Annotated in this window: 20 protein-coding genes and 1 riboswitch; of the genes, 8 read left to right on the forward strand and 12 right to left on the reverse strand. The window is 72.9% G+C overall.

The window, feature by feature from the left end; all coding sequences use genetic code 11:
* The first annotated feature begins 16 nt into the window (after positions 1–16).
* Positions 17–445 (forward strand): FHA domain-containing protein, encoded by a 429-nt coding sequence (locus tag AB0M03_RS13810; protein WP_363491600.1) that lies wholly within the window; start codon positions 17–19, stop codon positions 443–445.
* 35 nt (positions 446–480) lie between these two features.
* On the opposite strand, the gene AB0M03_RS13815 is transcribed toward AB0M03_RS13810, so the two are convergent.
* From AB0M03_RS13815 to AB0M03_RS13835, 5 genes are all read right to left on the reverse strand, one after another.
* Positions 481–1,755 (reverse strand): serine/threonine-protein kinase, encoded by a 1,275-nt coding sequence (locus AB0M03_RS13815; protein ID WP_363491601.1) that lies wholly within the window; start codon positions 1,753–1,755, stop codon positions 481–483.
* A complete protein-coding gene (locus AB0M03_RS13820) occupies positions 1,752–2,900 on the reverse strand; it encodes a hypothetical protein (RefSeq protein WP_363491602.1) in 1,149 nt (382 codons plus the stop codon). The genes AB0M03_RS13815 and AB0M03_RS13820 overlap by 4 nt, the downstream gene beginning before the upstream one ends.
* 59 nt (positions 2,901–2,959) lie before the next feature.
* Positions 2,960–3,739, reverse strand: a complete 780-nt coding sequence (locus tag AB0M03_RS13825) for a ferritin-like domain-containing protein (RefSeq protein ID WP_363491603.1) — start codon at positions 3,737–3,739, stop codon at positions 2,960–2,962.
* A gap of 158 nt (positions 3,740–3,897) precedes the next feature.
* Positions 3,898–4,713, reverse strand: coding sequence for a class I SAM-dependent methyltransferase (locus AB0M03_RS13830; protein WP_363491604.1), 816 nt, complete (start codon positions 4,711–4,713; stop codon positions 3,898–3,900).
* 16 nt (positions 4,714–4,729) lie between these two features.
* The gene (locus tag AB0M03_RS13835) at positions 4,730–5,179 is read right to left on the reverse strand and encodes a VOC family protein (RefSeq protein ID WP_363491605.1); all 450 of its coding nucleotides are present in this window, start codon (positions 5,177–5,179) and stop codon (positions 4,730–4,732) included.
* Between the two features lie 21 nt (positions 5,180–5,200).
* On the opposite strand from AB0M03_RS13835, the gene AB0M03_RS13840 reads away from it, so the two are divergent.
* Together AB0M03_RS13840 and AB0M03_RS13845 are read left to right on the forward strand one after the other, a co-directional pair.
* Entirely contained in the window at positions 5,201–5,800 is a 600-nt protein-coding gene (locus AB0M03_RS13840; protein ID WP_363491606.1) for an ABATE domain-containing protein, read from the forward strand.
* Between the two features lie 2 nt (positions 5,801–5,802).
* Complete coding sequence (locus AB0M03_RS13845) at positions 5,803–6,228, forward strand: SRPBCC domain-containing protein (RefSeq protein WP_363491607.1); 426 nt, start codon at positions 5,803–5,805, stop codon at positions 6,226–6,228.
* 36 nt (positions 6,229–6,264) lie between these two features.
* On the opposite strand, the gene AB0M03_RS13850 is transcribed toward AB0M03_RS13845, so the two are convergent.
* The 7 genes from AB0M03_RS13850 to AB0M03_RS13880 form a co-directional block, all read right to left on the reverse strand.
* Positions 6,265–7,362 carry a dipeptide ABC transporter ATP-binding protein gene (locus AB0M03_RS13850; RefSeq protein ID WP_363491608.1) on the reverse strand — a complete coding sequence of 366 codons (1,098 nt, stop codon included), beginning with the start codon at positions 7,360–7,362 and terminating at the stop codon, positions 6,265–6,267.
* Between the two features lie 34 nt (positions 7,363–7,396).
* Positions 7,397–8,458 carry an ABC transporter ATP-binding protein gene (locus AB0M03_RS13855; RefSeq protein ID WP_363491609.1) on the reverse strand — a complete coding sequence of 354 codons (1,062 nt, stop codon included), beginning with the start codon at positions 8,456–8,458 and terminating at the stop codon, positions 7,397–7,399.
* Positions 8,455–9,453: an ABC transporter permease gene (locus AB0M03_RS13860; protein ID WP_363491610.1), complete on the reverse strand. Its 999-nt coding sequence runs from the start codon at positions 9,451–9,453 to the stop codon at positions 8,455–8,457. Before AB0M03_RS13860 ends, AB0M03_RS13855 begins: the two co-directional genes overlap by 4 nt.
* 117 nt (positions 9,454–9,570) lie before the next feature.
* A complete protein-coding gene (locus tag AB0M03_RS13865; RefSeq protein ID WP_363491611.1) occupies positions 9,571–11,340 on the reverse strand; it encodes an ABC transporter substrate-binding protein in 1,770 nt (589 codons plus the stop codon).
* A gap of 94 nt (positions 11,341–11,434) precedes the next feature.
* On the reverse strand, positions 11,435–12,421 hold the full coding sequence (locus AB0M03_RS13870) for an ABC transporter permease (RefSeq protein WP_363491612.1): 987 nt from the start codon (positions 12,419–12,421) through the stop codon (positions 11,435–11,437).
* A 588-nt stretch (positions 12,422–13,009) separates the two neighbouring features.
* On the reverse strand, positions 13,010–13,897 hold the full coding sequence (locus AB0M03_RS13875; RefSeq protein ID WP_363491613.1) for an enhanced serine sensitivity protein SseB C-terminal domain-containing protein: 888 nt from the start codon (positions 13,895–13,897) through the stop codon (positions 13,010–13,012).
* 155 nt (positions 13,898–14,052) lie between these two features.
* The gene (locus AB0M03_RS13880; protein WP_363491614.1) at positions 14,053–14,847 is read right to left on the reverse strand and encodes an enhanced serine sensitivity protein SseB; all 795 of its coding nucleotides are present in this window, start codon (positions 14,845–14,847) and stop codon (positions 14,053–14,055) included.
* A gap of 115 nt (positions 14,848–14,962) precedes the next feature.
* Positions 14,963–15,064: riboswitch (glycine riboswitch) on the forward strand.
* Positions 15,065–15,250: 186 nt separating this feature from the next.
* On the opposite strand from AB0M03_RS13880, the gene gcvT reads away from it, so the two are divergent.
* From gcvT to AB0M03_RS13905, 5 genes are all read left to right on the forward strand, one after another.
* Positions 15,251–16,369 (forward strand): glycine cleavage system aminomethyltransferase GcvT, encoded by a 1,119-nt coding sequence (gene gcvT, locus AB0M03_RS13885; protein WP_363491615.1) that lies wholly within the window; start codon positions 15,251–15,253, stop codon positions 16,367–16,369.
* An 81-nt stretch (positions 16,370–16,450) separates the two neighbouring features.
* The gene (gcvH, locus tag AB0M03_RS13890) at positions 16,451–16,825 is read left to right on the forward strand and encodes a glycine cleavage system protein GcvH (RefSeq protein ID WP_363491616.1); all 375 of its coding nucleotides are present in this window, start codon (positions 16,451–16,453) and stop codon (positions 16,823–16,825) included.
* Between the two features lie 77 nt (positions 16,826–16,902).
* On the forward strand, positions 16,903–18,171 hold the full coding sequence (gene glyA, locus AB0M03_RS13895) for a serine hydroxymethyltransferase (RefSeq protein WP_363491617.1): 1,269 nt from the start codon (positions 16,903–16,905) through the stop codon (positions 18,169–18,171).
* Positions 18,172–18,313: 142 nt separating this feature from the next.
* The gene (locus tag AB0M03_RS13900) at positions 18,314–19,696 is read left to right on the forward strand and encodes an L-serine ammonia-lyase (protein ID WP_363491618.1); all 1,383 of its coding nucleotides are present in this window, start codon (positions 18,314–18,316) and stop codon (positions 19,694–19,696) included.
* 112 nt (positions 19,697–19,808) lie between these two features.
* Positions 19,809–20,264, forward strand: a complete 456-nt coding sequence (locus AB0M03_RS13905; RefSeq protein ID WP_363491619.1) for a hypothetical protein — start codon at positions 19,809–19,811, stop codon at positions 20,262–20,264.
* The last annotated feature ends 274 nt before the right edge of the window (positions 20,265–20,538 follow it).

A 20,538-nucleotide genomic window follows, 5' to 3' on the forward strand; every position in this document is an offset into this window, starting at 1 on the left:
GAGGGAGGGGGCGCGGGTGCCGTACACATCCGCCGACCGGTGCGCCTGCGGCACCGTCCGACCGGACGGGCGGCAGCTGGTGTGCCGCGGCTGTCTGGCCCCGTACGCGCTGCTGCGGCCCGGGCCCGTGCTGCGGCTGGTCTTCCCGACCGGCACGGTCGAGCTGGCCGCCGGGGAGCAGGCGGTGCTCGGGCGCGACCCGGTGCAGTCGCCGTACTCGTACCTCTTCCGCGGGCTGCCCACCATGTCGGGCCGCCACCTGCGGGCCGGGCTGGCGGCGGACGGGCCGGCCTGGGTGGAGGACCTCGGCTCCACCAACCGCACCAGGCTGAACGAACGGCGGCTGCCGCCGGGGGTGCGCCGCCTGCTCACCGACGGCGACCGGCTGCGGGTGGCCCAGGACATCCGGGTCGAGGTCCGGCTCACCGCCGGGCACCCCGGCTGACGGGCCGTCGGCCGGGCGCCGCCGCGACCGGCCGGTCAGTGCGGCGGCAGGCCGCGGACGGCGCGGGCGAGCGGGTGGTGCTCCGGCAGTGCGGCTGCGGTGTCGGCGGCGAGCGCGGCCAGCCGCTGGGCGGCCTCCTCGCGCCGGCCGAGTCCGCGCAGTGCGCGCACCGCGCCGAGCCGGGCGGCGAGCGCGGCCGGGCTGCGGCCCTCCCCCGCGGCGGCGAGCCGGTCGGCCAGTGCGGCGAACCGGTGCCCCGCCGCCGCCTGCCGCCCGGAGGCCAGCTCCCGTTCGGCGAGTTCGAGCTGCTCCCACGCCGCCTCGTGCCGCTGCCCCGCGGTGCCCTCCCGCGCCGGGGCCGCGCCGGAGGCACCGGCCGCGGAGACCGGGGCGGAGGCCGCCGCGGCGCCGGTGGGCACGTCCCACTCGGCCGCGGCGAGCAGCCGGGCGGAGGTGGCGGTGATCTCCGGGGCCTCCCCCACGCCCTGCCGGAGGAGCCCGCCGAGGGTGTCCCGGACGGTGGCCGCGGTGGGCCGGTCGCCGGGCCGCTTGGCCAGCATGGCCAGTACGAGCGCGGCCAACCCGGCCGGTGCGGAGGGCGGTCCGGGCGCCCGGGTGAGCACCGCGCGGACGAAGTCCGCGTGGCCCCCGGTCGGCAGGAAGGGCGGCACGCCGGTGAGCAGGGTGTGCAGGACGGCACCGAAGGCGTACAGGTCGGCGGGGGTGTCCGCCTCCTCGCCGACCAGCTGTTCCGGCGCCATGTACAGCAGCGTGCCGAGCACGCTGCCGAGCCGCGTGTAGCGGGTGAGCCCGGCGGCCGGGGCGACCGCCATGCCGAAGTCGAGGACCCGGACCTCGCCGCGGCGGTCCAGCATGAGGTTGGACGGCTTGAGGTCGCGGTGCACGACCGGGGCGGGCCGGGTGTGCGCGTGGTCGAGGGCGTCCGCGACCCGGACGCCGTGGCGGAGCACCTCGGCCACCGGGAGCGGGCCGCCGTGCTCCCGGAGCAGGACCTGCAGGTCGGGGCCGGGCAGGTACTCCATGACGATGAACGCGGTGCGGCCGTGCGTGCCGCGGTCGAGCACGCCGACGATGCCCGGGTGGTCGAGCCCGGCCAGCAGCCTGGCCTCGCGGTCGAAGCGGCCGCGCACCACGGTGTGGCCGTCGTCGGCGGAGGGGTTGAGCACCTTGACCGCGATCTCGCGGTCCAGCACCCGGTCGTGGCCGCGGAAGACGGTGCCGAAACCGCCCCGGCCGCGCTCCTGCAGCAGCAGGTAGCGGCCGGCGAGCAGGTCGCCGGCCGCGGTCACCGCCGCCGTCCGGGTCTTTGCGGCGGCTGGATCCAGGTGGCGCGCAGCGCCTCGCCCTGCGGCGGCGCCTGGCCGGCCTCCTCGTCGAAGGCGAACTCCTTCCCGCTGAGCAGGAGTTCGACGGTGTCGTGGAGCAGCACGACGTCCCCGCGGGCCAGCGTCCGGCTCTGGCCGCGGCGCAGCAGGATCTCCTGGCCGTCCTGGCGGCGGATGCGGGTGCCGTTGCTGCTCAGGTCCTCGACGGTGATCCGCGGGCCGGCCTGCCGGACGGCGACGTGGTCGCGGCTGATCCACTCCCTGGCGGCGCCGGAGAGCCAGGCGGCGAGCGGGACCCCGGGTTCCCGGGAGGCGCGGCCGACGGTGAGCGGCCGGCCCTCGGCCACCACCCGGCGGCAGCGCACGATGCCGTCGATCCGCACCTTGAGCTGGCTGCGGTGCGGTGCGTCGCCGAGGTCGGCGAGCGGCCGCTGGTGGGTGGGGCAGTGCGGGGTGCGGTGCCCCCGGCAGTCCGGCAGCGGGCCTGCGGCGGGCGCCCGCCGGCCGAAGGTGGGGCAGCCGTCGACGGGGCAGCGCCAGCGGCGGGAGAGCAGCTCGCGGCGCGGGCCGGCGCCGCGGCGGTCGTAGAGGCCGGCGGCGATCAGCGCGCTCTCCTCCTCCTTGCGGGAGATCACCCAGTCCGGCGGGAGCTCCATGTACCGGGGCCGGACGGCGACGCCGGGCGGGGCGGGGATCGCCACGGGCTGCAGGAAGCGGCGGCGGCTGCCGGCGATCCACCGGTACCGGCGGAGGTGGTCGTGGAAGTTGTCGCTGCTGACGACCGGTCGGCCGGTGCGGTCGGCGAGTTCGAGCACCCGGTCGTCGGCGACCGGGAGCACCTCGATCAGGGTGCGGCGCTCCCAGTCGGCGAGCGTCTCCCGTTCGGCGCGGGTGAGTTCGGGCAGGTCGAGCAGCGAGCGGTCGCAGACCGGGTAGACCTGCACGGCCGGGTCGCCGGTGTACCGGACGAGGGCGGCGAGGAGCGCGGTGAAGCGGCCGAGGTCGGCCTTGCGGCCGCTGCACAGACCGGTCTCGCGCACCACGTTGGAGAGGTCGACGACGGCGGCGGCGGCGAGTACGTCGACGGCGAGGTGCGACTCCGGCTCCATGGCACGGAAGGTAGCACCCCGCCGTCGGACGGTGACGGGCCTTCGGGGAACGGCCCCGATCAGGCGAAGGACTCCACGGGGGCCGGGCCGCCGAGCGCATTGCGCCGCTCCGGCATCGACAGGGTCGTCATCCGCCGCCAGCCCAGGGCCCGTTCGTACGCGTAGACGGCGTGGATGCCCGCGGCGAGGACGGCCGACTTGGCGCGCGGCCAGCGGAGGATCTCCCCCATGTGCGCCATGACGGCGAGGCTGACGTCGCGGTAGGTGCGGATCTCGGCCCGGGCGCTCTCCTGGAGGGTGTCCAGGATCGCCCGGCCGTGGCCGGCTGCGGCGAGGCGGAGCAACTCCTCGTGGCAGAAGGCCAGGTGGTTGTCCTCGTCGTTGGAGATCATCCGCACCGCGCGGCCGACCACCGGGTGGTCGCCGAAGACCTTCTTCAGCAGCTGCATCTGTTCGGCGGCCCGCTGCTCGGTGACCCGGCTGTGCGCGAGGTAGGTGATGACGTCCTGCTCGGTGAGCGGCTCGTCGCGGCGGAGCCGGCTGTGGGCGAGGCCGATGCCCTGGTGCTCCAGCAGCATCGTGTAGTCGGTGTCGTCGGGGACCTCGACCGGCGCCAGCCCGCGCTTGTGCAGCAGGGCGTTGAAGATCCGCCCGTGCTTGTCCTCGTCCGCACCGTGCCGGGCGATCTTGGGGGCGAGGACCTGGTCGGTGACGAGCTTGGAGATCCGCGCGTTCTCCCAGCCGCCCTGGTCCTCGCCCTTCGCCGCGATGCTGCAGAACAGACGGAACGACTCGTCGTTGTCGTGGATCTCCTGGAACAGGCTGCGTGCTGAGAGCATCTGGCCCAACTCCCCCGGCCGCCCGGGCAGGCGCCGTCGTCGATCGGTTCCGAACACCGTCAGTGAACGCAGCCTCCCGACGACCCGCAACACCAGACCCCGCCCACTGGTCCGGACGAAGGACCCGGGACGGACCGGCCACCCGGGGGCCTGCCCGGCTACCGCCGGGTGGCGCTCGCGACCAGGGCGGCCACCGGGAGGCCTCCGGCCGCGTACGGGGCGGCGAGGCGGAGGTACTCGGCGCGGATCAGGGCGACCGCCTCGGGCGGCCGGTTCTCGATCAGCGCGGAGGTGAGCACGGTACCGCCGAGCACGTGCTGCCACCAGGCCTCCGGGTCGACCCGGTGCGTCCAGCGGACCGGCCGGACCTCCACCTCGGCGAAGCCGGCCGCGTCGAGCAGGCCGGCGAAGCCCCCGGGCGAGGCGTACCGGGCGAAGGGGGAGGCGCCGGGCAGCCCCGCGGGGTCGTCGCCGCCGACCGCGCGGACGGCGTCGAAGAACAGGCCCTGGGCGCGGTTGGCCGCCAGGGTGTCCCAGCAGGAGAGGGCGAGGCGGCCGCCGGGGGCGAGCACTCGGTGCAGGTCGGCGGCGGCGGCCGGCGGGTCGGGCACGTGGTTGACGACGAAGGCGCCCACCGCCGCGTCGAAGCTGCCCCCGGGGTAGGGAAGTCCGGGCAGCGCGGCCTGTTCGACCCGGGCGCCGGGCAGCGCCGCGGCGGCGACGGCGGCCATCTCGGCGACCGCGTCGGTGGCGACCACCTCGGCGCCGCGGGCCAGGGCGAGTGCCGAGAGCCGGCCGGGGCCGCAGCCCACCTCCAGCAGTCGGGTGCCGGCGGCCACCCCGGCCGCGTCCAGCAGCACCGGGTGGACGCCGGCGGTCATGGCGCCGAAGCCCTCGTCGTAGCCGGTGCTGCGCCGGGCCCAGCCGTGCCGTTCGAACTCTGCGAAGTCCATCGCTCCCCCTGTGCCGCTCATGGAAACACCGTGCCGCTCACTGGACGCAGAACTCGTTGCCCTCGGGGTCCGCGAGGGTGACGTGCCGGCTGCCCGGCTCGTCGATGCGGGCGAGCACGGTGGCGCCGAGGGCGGTCAGCCGGTCGACCTCGGACTCGCGGCGCTCGGGGCCGGCGTGCAGGTCCAGGTGGAGGCGGTTCTTGACGGTCTTGGGCTCCGGAACGGCCTGGAAGAGCAGGCGCCGGCCGCGGCCGATGCCGGTGGCCGGGTCGAACGGGTCGTCGGGGTGCCGGACGGCGGCCATCGTGCGGAAGGCCTTGCGGCCGTCGACGACCGTCCAGGCCTCGGTGGGCAGGGCGCCGCCGGCAACCAGGTGCTCCACGACGGGGCTGTTGTCCTCCACCAGGTAGCCGAGCGCCTCGGCCCAGAAGGCGGCCTGGCGGTGCGGGTCTGCGCAGTCGACGACGATCTTCCAGTCCAGTGTCATGCTACCGGTTATAGTGGTTACATGAACGACGCCGCAACCGGACTCGTGCTGCACTCCCCCGAAGGCACCGCGTGGCGTTTCGACCCCGGTGCGCTCTGCCTGGAGCTGCTGCCCACCGGAGGCCCCGGCCCCTACGCACGTTACGAGGTGCTGCACCGGCCCGCCGACCTCGCGGACTGGATCGCCGCGTGCCGCCTGGAGACCGGCGGGGTGGAGGTCGGCGAGGCCGAGGTGGGCGCCGCCCGGGAGCTGCGCGACGCGCTCTGGCGGCTCGCCGAGGCCCGCGCCCAGGGCACGCCGGGCGCCCCCGCCGACTACGACGTGCTCAACCGGGCGGCCGCCGCACCCCCGCCCGTCCCGCGGATCGGCCACGACGGGCGGCCCGCCGCCCCGGCCCCGACCAGTGCGACCGCCGTGCTCTCGGCCGTCGCCCGGGACGCCGTCGCACTCCTCACCGGCCCCTTCGCCGGGCGCATCCGCGCCTGCGGGGCCGACGACTGCCAGCTGGTCTTCGTCGACACCTCCCGGCCCGGACGGCGGCGCTGGTGCTCGATGGAGCGGTGCGGCAACCGACAGAAGGTCAAGGCGCTGCGCGCCCGCAGGGCCGGACAGGAGGGATGACCGTGTCCACCGCGAACGCACGACCCACCGGGCTGACCGCGGACGCCGGCTGGGAGATCGGCGTCTCCCGGACGCTGCCGTACCCGCCCGAGGCGCTCTGGCGCCTCGTCACCTCGCCCGAGGGGCTGGCCCTCTGGCTCGGCGAGGGCACCGGGCCGCTCGGCGGAAGGGGCGCCGCGTACCGGACGGCCGACGGCACGGCGGGCGAGGTCCGCAGCCACCACCCGGGTTCGCGGCTGCGGCTGACCTGGCGGCCGCCCGGCCGTGCGGGCGACACCACGTTGCAGGTGACCGTCTCGCCCGCGCCGCGCGGCGCGGTGCTGCGCTTCCACCAGGAGCGACTGGCCGATGCGCAGGAGCGCGAGCGGCAGCGGGCGCACTGGGCGTCGGTCGTCGACGCCCTGGCACGGCTCGGCCCGGGTGCCTGAAACAGGCACCCGGGCCGGCCGGGGGTACTGCGGGGGTCAGCCGAGGTCGGTGCCCCGCTGGGCGTGGATGCCGCCGAGCCGCTTGGCGTGCGCACCGGTGCCCGGCTCGGAGTTCTCCGGGAAGTGGCAGGCCACCTGGTGCCCCGGTGCGGCCGCGACCAGCGGCGGCTCCTGGGTGGCGCAGACGTCCTGCGCCTTCCAGCAGCGGGTGCGGAAGCGGCAGCCGCTCGGCGGGTTGAGCGGCGAGGGGACGTCACCGGTGAGCAGGATGCGCTCGCGGCGCTCCTTGCGGCGCGGGTCCGGCGTCGGGACGGCGGACATCAGCGCGTTGGTGTACGGGTGCATCGGCGCGCCGTACAGCGCGTCCCGGTCGGCGATCTCGACGATCTTGCCGAGGTACATCACCGCGACGCGGTCCGAGACGTGCCGGACGACCGAGAGGTCGTGGGCGATGATCAGGTAGGTCAGGCCCAGCTCGTTCTGCAGGTCGTCCAGCAGGTTGACCACCTGCGCCTGGATCGACACGTCGAGCGCGGAGACCGGCTCGTCCGCGACGATCATCTTCGGCTTGAGGGCGAGCGCACGGGCGATGCCGATGCGCTGGCGCTGGCCGCCGGAGAACTCGTGCGGGTAGCGGTTGTAGTGCTCCGGGCTCAGGCCGCAGAGCTCGAGGAGCTCCTGCACGGCCTTCTTCACGCCGCTCTCGGTCGCCACCTTCTGCAGCCGGAACGGCGCACCGACGATGGTGCCGACCGTGTGCCGCGGGTTGAGCGAGGAGTACGGGTCCTGGAAGATCATCTGGATGTCCCGGCGGAGCGGGCGCATCGCAGAGACGCCGAGGTGCGTGATGTCGGTGCCCTCGAACTCGATCTTTCCGCCGGTCGGCTCGTCCAGACGGGTCACCAGGCGGCCCATCGTGGACTTGCCGCAGCCGGACTCGCCGACCACGCCGAGGGTCTCGCCGGCCCGGACCTCGAAGTCGAGGCCGTCCACGGCGCGCACGGCGCCGGACTGGCGGCGCAGCAGCCCCTTGGTGATCGGGAAGTGCTTGGTCAGCCCGGTCACCTTGAGCAGGGGCTGACGGTCGGAGGCGGGCGCGGGTGCGGGGATCGCCGCCGTCTTCGAGTCCGTCATCGGTTGTCTCCTGAGTGTGGTACTGGCGGCCGGGTCACAGCCGGGGCGCGATCTCTTCGGCGAAGATCCGGTGCCGTTCGGCGATCGGCAGGTGGCAGGCCGCGAGGTGCCGGGGGGCGGCCTCGGCCAGCACGGGCACCTCGGAGGTGGAGCGCCCGCCGGTCAGCTCGGCGTACGGGCAGCGCGGGTGGAAGGCGCAGCCGGACGGCACGTTGATCAGGCTCGGGGGGGTGCCCTTGACCGGGATCAGCCGGTCCTGGAGCTCCCGGTCGAGCCGGGGCATCGAGCCGAGCAGGCCCCAGGTGTAGGGGTGCTCGGGTGCCTCGAAGAGGGACGCGGCGGGGCCGCGCTCGACGGACTTGCCGCCGTACATCACCAGGATGTCGTCGGCGAGCTCGGCGACCACGCCGAGGTCGTGGGTGATGATGATGACGGCCGAGCCGAACTCCTTCTGCAGGTCCCGGATGAGGTCCAGGATCTGCGCCTGGACGGTGACGTCCAGGGCGGTGGTCGGCTCGTCGGCGATCAGCAGCGAGGGGTCGTTGACCAGGGCCATCGCGATCATGGCGCGCTGGCGCATGCCGCCGGAGAACTCGTGCGGGTAGGCGTCCACCCGCTTGTCCGGCTGCGGGATGCCGACCCGGTCGAGCATCTCGATCGCCCGGGTGCGGGCCTGCTTCTTGGTGGCACCCGGGTGGTGCGCCCGGTAGCCCTCGATGATCTGCGCGCCCACCGAGTAGTACGGATGCATCGCGGTCAGCGGGTCCTGGAAGATCATCGCCATCTTGTGGCCGCGGAGCTTGCGGACCCGGTCGGGGTCGGCCCCGACCAGCTCCTCGCCGTCCAGCCAGACCTCGCCGGTGATCCGGGGGGCGCCGCGCTTGGTGCCGGTGCGGTGCAGGCCCATGATCGACAGCGAGGTGACGGACTTCCCGGAGCCGGACTCGCCGACGATCCCGAGGGTCTTGCCCTTCTCGAGGTCGAAGGTGAGCCCGTCCACGGACTTGACCAGGCCGTCCTCGGTGGGGAAGTGGACCCGCAGGTCGCGCACCGAGAGGAAGGCCGAGGGCTTGGTGGTGTTCAGGGTCTTGCTCATGCCAGCCTCACCCGGGGATCGACAACTGCGTACATCACGTCAACCAGCAGGTTGGCCAGGATGATGAAGAATCCGGCGAAGAGGGTGACACCCATGATCACCGGCAGGTCGCTGGAGTTGACCGCGGTGACCGCCTCGTAGCCGAGTCCGCGGAAGTTGAAGGTCGACTCGGTGAGCACCGCGCCGCCGATCAGGCCTCCGAGGTCCATGCCGAAGACGGTGAGGATCGGGGTGAGGGTGGAGCGCATGGCGTGCTTGCCGATGACCGTCCGCTCGCCGAGGCCCTTGGCCCGGGCGGTGCGGATGTAGTCCTCGCCCAGCACCTCCAGGAGGGTGGCGCGGGTGAGGCGGGCGTAGGTCGCGGCGAAGAGGAACGCCAGGGTGATCCACGGCAGCACGAGGTTCTGGAACCACGCGACCGGGTCGTCGGCGAAGTTCACGTAGTCGTGCGGGAACCAGCCGAGCTGGTAGACGAAGATCGCGCTGGCGAGCATGCCGGTGAAGTAGATCGGCAGCGAGACGCCGGCCAGGGCGGTCGTCATGGTGAAGCGGTCCAGCAGGGTGCGGCGGCGCAGCGCGGAGACCACACCGGTGGCGGTGCCGAACACCAGCCACAGCGCGGCCGCGCCGAAGGCGAGCGAGGCGGTGACGCCCAGCCGGTCGAGCAGGACGGGCCACACCTCCTGCTCGGTCTTGAAGGAGTAACCGAAGCACGGCGCGGCACAGTGGGTGAGGTCCACGCCGGTGCTGTAGTCGCGCCCGACGAACAGGCCCTTCAGGAACAGGAAGTACTGCTCGACGACGGACTTGTCGAGGCCCATCTTGTGTCGGATACCCTCGACGGCCACCTTGTCGGCGATCTTGCCGACGTAGAGCAGCGCAGGGTCGGTCCCGGTCAGCTTCGGCACCATGAAGAAGATGCCGAAGGTGACCGCGGAGACCACCAGCAGCATGGCGACGACATTGACGAGCCGTCGGATGAGATATACGAGCACTGCGGTCGGCCCCGCCCCGGGCCGGCCGCGTCCCTGTGGGGACGCCGACCGGCCCGGGCGGAGCCTTCACCTGCCCTTCGGACTAGCTGTGCGAACTACGGGTGCGGGAGGGGCAGGTCACTTGCCGTCGGAGACGCCCAGGGCCTGGAAGTCGACCTCGCCGAACGCGTCGTTGATGAAGACGTTGGTCAGGCGCGGGTTGCGGTAGTTGAGCGCCTTGTCGGCCACGACCGGCAGCCACACCGCGGTGTCGACGACCTTGTGGTTGATCTGCTTGTAGATCTCGGCGGCCTTGGCCGGGTCGGTCTGGGCAGCGGCCTCGTCGAAGAGCTTGTCGATCGCCGGGTCGGCGGTCTCCGGGTAGTTGCTGTTACCCGTCTTGGTGATGAAACGGCTGTCCATCAGGGGCTGCATGTAGCCCGCGCCGTTCGGGTAGTCGGCGCCCCAGCCGGCCACGATCAGGCCGTAGCCCTTCTGGTGGACGACGTCCGGCGCACCGGCGACGGAGGCGAGCAGCTTGCCGTCGTACTGGTCGACGTTGACGGTGACGTTGATGGCCTTGAGGGCGGTCTGCAGCGCGACGGCCGAGTTGACCTCCTTGGCCTTGTTGCCGCGGACGGCGATGGTGGTGGTGAAGCCGTCGGCCTTGCCGCACTCCTTGAGCTCGGCCTTGGCCTTCTCCAGGTCCGGCTTGCCCTTGGTCAGACCGAACGGGTCGTAGTCGTCCGAGCCGAGGATGTTCGGGGGCAGCATGTTGCCGTAGGTGGAGCCGGCGACCGAACCGCCGCGGGCGGTCTGCAGCGCGGTGGTGTCGGCCGCGTACAGCACGGCCTTGCGGCAGTGGATGTTGTCGAAGGGCGCGACCTTCTGGTTCAGCGCGATGAAGCGGATGAAGCCGTTGTACGGGTCGTCCGTGTTGGCCTTGAGCTTCTCGTCCTGGAGGACCTTGACCTGGGCGGCCTGGGAGAGACCGGTCTGGCCGAAGTCGAGGTCGACGGTGCCGGCCAGCAGGCGGGCGTCCATGTCGTCGGCGTTGGAGGTGACGGTCAGCTTGACGGTGTCCGGCAGCGCCTTGCGGAACGGGTCGGTGGCCGGGTCCCAGTTCTCGTTGCGGACCAGCTCGTAGCCCTTGCCCGGCTCGACCTTGGCGAACTTGTACGGGCCGGAGGAGACCGGCTTCTCACCGTACTTGGCACCGGTGTCCAGCTTCTGCGGGATGGGCGAGGCGGAGCCCATCGCGAGCAGGTACGGGAAGGAGGAGTCCGGCTTCGCCAGCTTGAAGACGATGGTGGTGTCGGACGGGGTCTCGACCGACTTCAGACCCAGCTTGTTGGGGTCGGTGTCGGTGTAGGGGCCCTTGTAGTCCTGGCCCTGGTCCAGCGACTGGATCAGGTAGGTCGGACCACCGGCGACGACGTCCTGCGCGAAGATGCGCTCGATGCCGTACTTGATGTCCTTCGAGGTGATCGGCGAGCCGTCCTCGAACTTCAGACCCTGCTTCAGGTGGAAGGTGTAGGTCTTGCCGTCGGAGGAGACGGACGGCATGTTGGCCGCGAGGTCCGGGACGAGCTTCAGGCCGTCCTTGCCCGGCTTGGCGTCGTAGGACAGGAGGGTGCGGGCGTAGAACCGCTCGAAGTTCCACACCGAGGCGTAGTAGGCGCGGCCCGGGTCGAGCGAGTCGACGTCGGTCGACGTCCAGAGGTTGAGCGTGCCGCCCTTCTTGTCGGAGGGGTTCAGCACCTTGTCAACCGCGGCGTTGAAACCGCCGGTCGAGCCCTTGCCGGCGTTGTCGCTCGTGCCACCGCCCTTGGTGCCGCCGCAGGCCGCGGTGGTCAGGGCGAGCACAGCCACGAGGGAGGCTGCGGCAAGTGTCCTGTTGCGCTTCATGGGTACGGAGTCCTCCTGATGATGTGCGGGCACGAACGGTCCGCCGGGGGCGGGCAGGTTGAGAGGGACCTGCCGGGTCTGTGGGGGGTACGGGCTAGTTGCCCTTGGGGTCGAGCGCGTCACGGAGGCCGTCACCGAAGAGGTTGAAGGCGAGCACCGTGACGAAGATCGCGAGACCGGGGATGACCATGTAGGTCGGGTCGGCCTGGTAGATCTTGGTCGCCTCGGAGAGCATCTGGCCCCAGGAGGGCGTCGGCGGCTTGACGCCCGCGCCCAGGAAGCTGAGCGCCGCCTCGCTGAGGATGTTGGTGGGGATGATCAGCGTCGTGTAGACGAGGATCGGTGCGACCAGGTTCGGCAGCAGCTCACGGAAGAGGATGTGGATGCTGCCGGCACCCAGGCTGCGGGCGGCGTCGACGAACTCCCGCTCGCGCAGTGACAGGGCCTGGCCGCGGACGATGCGGCCGATGTACGGCCAGCCGAAGAAGCCGATGACCAGGACGAGGATGCCCATGCGCAGGGTGGTTCCGCCGAGGCCCAGCAGCGAGTTCGGCATGACCGAGACCAGCGCGATGGAGAACAGCAGCTGCGGGAAGGCCAGCAGGACGTCCATCACCCGGCTGATCGCGGTGTCGATCCAGCCGCCGAAGTAGCCGGCCGCGGCGCCGAGCACCACGCCGATCACCACGGAGACTGCGGCCGCCAGGAAGGCCACGGTGAGCGAGATCTGGGCGCCGTAGAGGATCCGGCTGAAGACGTCGCGGCCGAAGGTCGGGTCGACGCCGAGCAGGAACTCGCCGCTCATACCGCCGTAGGCGCCCTTGGGGAGGCCGAGGTCCGGGTTGATCTGGTCCGGGTGGGGCTCGTCGACCGGGTGGCCGAACAGCGCCGTCAGCACCGGAGCGAAGATCGCGGCGAGGATCAGCAGGAGCACCACGGCGCCGCCCGCGAGGGCGACCTTGTCACGCTTCAGGCGGTCCCAGGCGATCCGGCCCGGAGAACGGCCCTGGATGCGCTTGGCCGGGGCGGCAGTTGCGGCCTCGGGCCGGGCAGAGCCGGTGGTCTCGGTGGGTGTGGTCATGAGTCAGTTCGTTCCCCTCGCCGACGGTGGCCGGCCCACGGCCCGGTCCGGCGGGGCGACCCGGGCCCGATCAGGGCCCGGACCCCGGTGCGGTCCGGAGTTCGCGACAGTGCGGTGCAGAGCGGTGCGGTGGTTCCGTACGCCGGTGCGGCGGTGCAGAGTTCGTTTTCGGGGTGCCGGAACCGGCCGGCCGGACTCGGGGACCGGGGTGGCGGGTTCGCGGCGTTGCGGGGTGGAGCGGGTCCTGCGTGGTGCCGGTGCGCGGCATGCACATCGCGCGGTTCGGCGGGTTCCGGAGGGCGCGTTCACCTTTGTGGGGATCGGATCGCGCACTGCGTTGGGCAGCACTCTCTGTCATCGGAGAGGCGTTCCGCCAGAGGGGGCAACCGAAGGATGCCTAACTGTGATCTGTCCACATGCAGACCCGTCGGGCCTCGAATGGGCGTCTTCACACGGCTGAAACAAGCCTGTCAAGACGGGTACTGACGGAAGCCCGCCAACGGCGGGAAACCGCCACCACCTGGGCATGACCCGCCACTGGCGGACCTCCGCCACAAGGCTCGGTAAAGTGCGGGAAAAGAAAGTGGATCAGCGGCCGGGGTAGCCGGGCCACGGCTGCTGGGGCCAGGGCTGCGGCCCCGGCGCCGACTGCGGAGAGTAACCATAGGCCGGGTAGGGGGCCCCGCCCTGCGGGTGCCCGTACTGGGCGTCGCGGTCGAAGAACGGGCGGGCGTTGGCGCGCATCCACATCGCGACCGGGTCGAACTCGTCGGCCATCGCGACGGTGGAGACCGCCAGCCCCTCCGGGGCCAGCTGGGCGGCGCGCTGCACCAGCGCCCGCGCCGCCTCCACCGCGGGCGGGGAGTTGTCGTACAGGTCCAGCCCGACGGCCAGGTACGCCTCGCCCAGGGCGGGCTGCACCCAGGCCTGGCGCAGCGAGCGCAGCGGCCGGACCTGCACCGCCTGCTGCTCCAGCAGGCCGTAGAACTGCGGCGCGTGCAGGCGGGGTTCGGAGATGCCCAGCGGGCCGGCCGGGAGCCGGTCCAGGCCCACCGCGATGCGTCTGAGGTCGGCCCACGGGACGCCGACGCCGCCGCCGGGCGCGTGCGGGTTCAGCCACAGGCCCCAGCGGGTCCGGAACAGCGCGGCGGCGATCTCGGTGCCGGAGATCACCTCGTGGCCGCGGGCCCAGCCGCTGGCGGCGAGCTGCTCGGCGGAGGTGACGGCGGGGGCGTAGCCGTGCCCGCCGATGTCCATGTTCCCGTACTGGGCGTCGGGGCTGCCGGGGGTGCCGTGCCAGAGCAGCATCCAGACCTGCCCCTGGGCGAGGGCCCGGAGCAGGTTCTCGTACGCGTCGTAGCGCTCCGGGGCGACCGCGCCGAGGGCGCGCTCGATGGCGCCCGGGTCTCCGCCCGCGGGCGCCACGGGTGCCCGGCCCCACTGGCCCGGCCCGCCGCCTGCCGCTGCCGCGCTCATGCGCCCGCCTCGCTCCGCTCGCTCACGTCGCCGTGCCCCGTCTTGTCCGTCTTCCGCCGCTCGCCCTCACTGTCGGGGAGCACCCTATTGCGCAAGGCCGACAGGCGTCATGCCGCATACCCCCCGGCCGCCCCGCCGCCGTGCGGCGCAGGCGGTCACCCCCGGACGTAGAACGGCGCCACGGCGGTGAGCAGCCACTCGACGACGGGGTCGTCGGCAAGATCGAGCAGCACCAGGTGGACGCCCCAGGGCGGCGGCGCGGTTCCCATCGCACGGCCGAGCGCCTCGTTGACCTGCGCGGGATCGGCCGGCCAGGCCGGGTCGAGCTGGATCCCGACGTACAGCTGCGGGGCGTCGGCCTCCACCCGGGCGAGCGCCCGGCGCGCCGTCAGCACGCCCGGCAGCGCCTGGAGTTCGGCGGTCGCCGCGGCGAGGAAGGCGTACGGCTCGTGGTGCGGCTCGGGCTCGCGCAGGGCCACCGCGGCGCCCTCGGAGACGGGCTCGGCGTCCCAGCGGTCGCCCTGCGGTCCGCGGCGCAGCTCGCCGACGCCCTCGGGCGGCACCGGGATGCCCACCGGCGCCTCCGGGTTGACCGCGATGCCGATGCCGAGCGGGAGGCCGCGGGCGAACTCCCAGACCGGTGCGATCGCGAACGGCATGCCGGGGGCGTGCTGCAGGAACTGCTCCTGCGAGGAGAACACCGGGACGTACGGGGTACCGGCCAGCTCGATGGTCGGCAGGTCCAGCGAGGTGCCCTGCGGGTCGGCGCCGGCCGGCAGCGGGATCCACACCTGGCTGCGGGCCAGCACCTCGATCACCCGGGGCGTCGCGCCGGGGTCGCCGAGGGCCGCGGTGAGCACCTGCTCCAGTTCGTTGGACGGCCAGCCGCCGCCCTCCGGCGCCGAGCCGGGACCGGCCCACGCCTGTGCCTCGCCCGCCGGATAGCCCATGTACCGCCCCTTCGATCGACCGCTGTACAGAGCCTAGCGGGCCGCCCCCTCTCCCATCAGGCCCGGCGGCATGCCATGATGAGCGCGCTCGACCTCCAAGTTCATACTGGCCGCTCGAACCCGCGCGGGAGAGTCCGGAACGCCCCCAGGGCGCGGCCGGCGCCGAAGGAGCAAGTCCTCCCCGGAATCTCTCAGGCACCCATACCGCACGGGCGAGGCACATCTGGAAAGTGGACACGGCCGCGCCGTGCGCCCACCCACGGTGCAAGCCGCCATCCTTGAGGTGGCGGTGAAGCTCTCAGGTTGTTGACGACAGACGGGGAGACTCCACCAGCCCGTCCTGCCCGCCCCCGGGCAGGAGGGTCGCCCGCGTGCCCGCAAGCAGCCAAGGAGTCCTGCCGTCATGTCCCTCCGCCTCACCGCGCTCGACGCGCTGCACCGCTCGCTCGGTGCCACCATGACCGACTTCGCCGGCTGGGACATGCCGCTGCGCTACGGCAGCGAGCGCGAGGAGCACCTCGCCGTCCGGACGAAGGCCGGCCTGTTCGACCTCTCGCACATGGGCGAGATCACCGTGAGCGGCCCGCAGGCCGGCGAGATGCTGGACCACGCGCTGGTCGGCTTCATCTCCGCGCTCGGCGTGCTGCGCGCCCGCTACACCATGATCTGCCGCGAGGACGGCGGCATCCTCGACGACCTGATCGTCTACCGCACCGCGGAGGACGAGTACATGGTGGTCGCCAACGCCTCCAACGCCCAGGTGGTGCTGGACGCGCTGACCGAGCGCGCCGAGGGCTTCGACGCGGTCGTCCGCGACGACCGCGACGCCTACGCGCTGATCGCCGTCCAGGGCCCGGAGGCGAACGGCATCCTCGCCTCGCTGACCGACGCCGACCTGCCCGGCCTGAAGTACTACGCGCTGCTGCCCGCGACCGTCGCCGGCAAGCAGGTCTGGCTCGCCCGTACGGGCTACACCGGCGAGGACGGCTTCGAGGTCTTCTGCGCCCCGGCCGACGCCGAGCACCTGTGGCAGGCGCTGACCGAGGCGGGCGCCGACAAGGGCCTGGTGCCGTGCGGCCTGTCCTGCCGCGACACGCTGCGCCTGGAGGCGGGCATGCCGCTGTACGGCCACGAGCTGTCCACCGACCTGACCCCGTTCGACGCCGGCCTCGGCCGCGTGGTGCGCTTCGACAAGACCACCAACGAGGGCGCCTTCGTCGGCCGCAAGGCGCTGGAGCAGGCGGCCGCCGAGGCCGAGTCCGCGCCGCCGCGCAAGCTGGTCGGCCTGGTCTCCGAGGGCAAGCGGGTGCCGCGCGCCGAGTACGCGGTGGTCGACGCCCAGGGCGACCCGATCGGCCGGATCACCTCCGGCGCGCCCTCCCCCACCCTCGGCAAGCCGATCGCCATCGCCTACGTGGACGCGGCGCACGCCGAGCCCGGCACCGCCGTCGCCGTCGACGTGCGCGGCAAGGCCGAGCCGGTCGAGGTCGTTGCGCTGCCGTTCTACAAGCGCGCCCGCTGAGCGCCGAAAAGCCCCTTCACCGAGCGGTCCGCACAGCGGACGGCCCCGCCCCTCCCCCTTGCGATCCTGGAGAATGACGCCATGAGCAACCCCACGCACCTGCAGTACACCGAGGAGCACGAGTGGCTGACCGCCGCCGTGGACGGGGTGTCGACGATCGGCATCACCGCGCACGCCGCGGACGCCCTCGGCGACATCGTGTACGTCCAGCTCCCCGAGGTCGGTGACACGGTCACCGCCGGTGAGACCTGTGGCGAGCTGGAGTCCACCAAGTCGGTCAGCGACCTGTACTCGCCCGTCACCGGCGAGGTCGTGGAGGTCAACCAGGCCGTCCTCGACGACAACGCGCTGGTGAACAGCTCCCCGTTCGAGGAGGGCTGGCTGTTCAAGGTCCGCGTCGAGGAGACCGGCAAGACGCTCGACGCCGACGCGTACACCGCCTTCATCGGCGGCTGACCGCCCGCTCTCCGGGGCGGCCGCAGCGCAGCGGCCGCCCCGCCCTGGCCCTTCGCTCCACGGGGAGACCCCACCTCATGACGGTTCTCAACCAGTCCCTGCACGCGCTCGACCCGGAGATCGCGGCCGCGGTCGACGCCGAGCTGCACCGCCAGCAGACCACCCTCGAAATGATCGCCTCCGAGAACTTCGCCCCCGTGGCGGTCATGGAGGCCCAGGGGTCGGTCCTGACCAACAAGTACGCCGAGGGCTACCCCGGCAAGCGCTACTACGGCGGCTGCGAGCACGTCGACGTCGCCGAGCAGATCGCCATCGACCGGGTGAAGGCGCTGTTCGGCGCCGAGCACGCGAACGTCCAGCCGCACTCCGGCGCGCAGGCGAACGCCGCGGCGATGTTCGCTCTGATCCAGCCGGGCGACACCATCCTGGGCCTGAGCCTGGCGCACGGCGGCCACCTCACCCACGGCATGAAGATCAACTTCTCCGGCAAGCTCTACAACGTGGCCGCGTACCACGTCGACGAGAAGACCGGCCAGGTCGACATGGCCGAGGTCGAGCGCCTGGCCAAGGAGCACCAGCCGAAGCTGATCATCGCCGGCTGGTCCGCCTACCCGCGCCAGCTGGACTTCGCCGAGTTCCGCCGCATCGCGGACGAGGTCGGCGCCCTGCTCATGGTCGACATGGCGCACTTCGCCGGCCTGGTCGCCGCGGGCCTGCACCCTTCCCCGGTGCCGTACGCGGACGTGGTCACCACCACCACCCACAAGACCCTCGGCGGCCCCCGCGGCGGCGTCATCCTCTGCAAGGAGGAGTGGGCCAAGAAGATCAACTCCGCGGTCTTCCCCGGCCAGCAGGGCGGCCCGCTGGAGCACGTGATCGCCGCCAAGGCCGTGGCCTTCAAGGTCGCCGCCTCGGAGGAGTTCAAGGACCGCCAGCGCCGCACCCTGGAGGGCGCGAAGATCCTGGCCGAGCGCCTGCTCCGCCAGGACACCGTGGACGCCGGCGTCTCGGTGCTCTCCGGCGGCACCGACGTGCACCTCGTCCTCGTCGACCTGCGCAACAGCGAGCTCAACGGCCAGGACGCCGAGGACCGCCTGCACGAGGTCGGCATCACGGTCAACCGCAACGCCGTCCCGAACGACCCGCGCCCGCCGATGGTCACCTCCGGCCTGCGCGTCGGCACCCCGGCCCTGGCCACCCGCGGCTTCCAGGCGGAGGACTTCCGCGAGGTCGCCGACGTCATCGCCGAGGCCCTGCTGCCGGGCTTCGACGAGGCCAAGGCCACCGCCCTCAAGGCCCGCGTGACGGCGCTGGCCGCGAAGTACCCGCTCTACCCCGAGCTGTAGTCCGTCTCCTCCCGGCGAACGGCCCCACCCCGGCCGTTCGCCGGGAATTCCGGGGCACCGAGCACACTGGACAGTGCGCACGGTGCCCCGAACCGTGTCACCCAGCAAGTCCTTCCACGAGACCAGACAAGGACGTCCCCCCGTGGCCATCAGCGTCTTCGACCTCTTCTCCATCGGCATCGGGCCGTCCAGCTCGCACACCGTCGGCCCGATGCGCGCCGCCCGGATGTTCGCGCGCCGCCTCAACTCGGAGGGGCTGCTGGACCGCACCGCCTCGGTGCGGGCCGAGCTGTTCGGCTCGCTCGGCGCCACCGGCCACGGCCACGGCACCCCCAAGGCCGTCCTGCTCGGTCTGGAGGGCAACTCGCCGCGCACCGTCGACGTCGACCAGGCCGACCTCGACGTCGAGCGCATCCACCGGGAGAAGCGGCTGCGCCTGCTCGCCCAGGACAAGGACGTCCAGCACGAGATCGCCTTCGACCCGGACAGCCAGCTGGTGCTGCACCGGCGCCGCTCGCTGCCGTACCACGCCAACGGCATGACCCTCGCCGCCTACGACGCGGCCGGCGTGCCCGTCCTGGAGAAGACCTACTACTCGGTCGGCGGCGGCTTCGTGGTCGACGAGGACGCGATAGGCGCCGACCGCGTCAAGCCCGACGACACCGTGCTGCGCTACCCCTTCCGCACCGGCGAGGAGCTGCTGCGGCTCACCCGCGAGACCGGGCTGTCGATCTCCGGCCTGATGCTGGAGAACGAGAAGGCCTGGCGCACCGAGGCGGAGATCCGGGCCGGGCTGCTGGAGATCTGGCACGTCATGCAGGAGTGCGTGGCGGCCGGCATGGGCCGCGAGGGCATCCTGCCGGGCGGGCTGAAGGTGCGCCGCCGGGCCGCCGCGGGTGCCCGCGCGCTGCGCGCCGAGGGCATCGGCCCGGCGAACGCGATGGAGTGGGTCACCCTGTACGCGATGGCGGTGAACGAGGAGAACGCCTCGGGCCGCCGCGTGGTCACCGCACCGACCAACGGCGCCGCGGGCATCGTCCCGGCCGTGCTGCACTACTTCATGAACTTCATCCCCGGCGCCGACGACGACGGCATCGTGCGCTTCCTGCTGGCGGCCGGTGCGATCGGCATGCTCTTCAAGGAGAACGCCTCCATCTCCGGTGCCGAGGTCGGCTGCCAGGGCGAGGTCGGCTCGGCCTGCTCGATGGCGGCCGGCGGCCTCGCCGAGGTCCTCGGCGGCACCCCGGAGCAGGTGGAGAACGCCGCGGAGATCGGCATCGAGCACAACCTCGGCCTCACCTGCGACCCGGTCGGCGGCCTGGTCCAGATCCCCTGCATCGAGCGCAACGGCATGGCCTCCGTGAAGGCCGTCACCGCGGCCCGGATGGCGCTGCGCGGCGACGGCCGGCACCACGTCTCCCTCGACAAGGCGATCAAGACCATGAAGGAGACCGGCGCCGACATGAAGATCAAGTACAAGGAGACCTCGCGCGGCGGCCTGGCGGTGAACGTCATCGAGTGCTGACGGCGCCGGGCGCGCCGCCCGCCCGGGCACCGGGAATCCACCGGAACCACCGGAGGACGGCTCCTCCGGGCCGTTCCTCGGACCCGAGCACGGCCTCCACGCGCAGGCCGCCGTGCATGCGCGCCACCGAGCGGACGATGGACAGGCCGAGGCCGCGCCCGGCACCCGGGTGCGGCTCGGCGGCCAGTGGCTCTCCGTCACGGGCGTCCTCGAACCGGTGCCGCCGGTCGGCGAGTTGGACTCGGCCGCACTGGTGGGCCGGCCGGCGGGCGAGCGGCTGCCGGGCTTCGACGGGCGGCCGACCGAGCTGTTCGTCCGGGCCGTGCAGCCGTCCGTGGAGGCGGTGCGCTCGGTGCTGGCGGCGACCGCCGACCCGGAGTCGCCGTCGGCGGTGCGGGTCTCCCGGCCGTCGGACGCACTGGCCGCGCAGCGGGCGACCGACGCGGCACTGGGCGGGCTGCTGCCGGGCCTCGGCTCGGTGGCGCTGCTGGTCATCGGCACGGTGGCCAGCCTGTACCCGGCCGTCCGGGCGTCGCGGCTCTCGCCGGCAAAGGCGCTGGCGACATGACAGCAGTGACGCACGCGCGACACAGCATTCGCAGGTCGGAAGCCACCGAATGCACGCCTTCGAAGGCAATGAGACGCATGCACCTTTGGATCGATTTGTCCAGACCAGTCCGAGCATGCGACAGTAGAGGCATTCCACGGCCTCCACCGACCCGGTTCGGCCGTTTCCACCGCGGGGCACGCACCCCCTTGGCCGCGCGGTGACGCGCACGGGCCCCCGACACCGCACACCGAGCGGAACGGGGGCCCTGCTCATTTCCGGGCGGCTCATCTCC

The organism is Kitasatospora sp. NPDC051914, from assembly GCF_040680995.1.
Taxonomy (GTDB): domain Bacteria; phylum Actinomycetota; class Actinomycetes; order Streptomycetales; family Streptomycetaceae; genus Kitasatospora.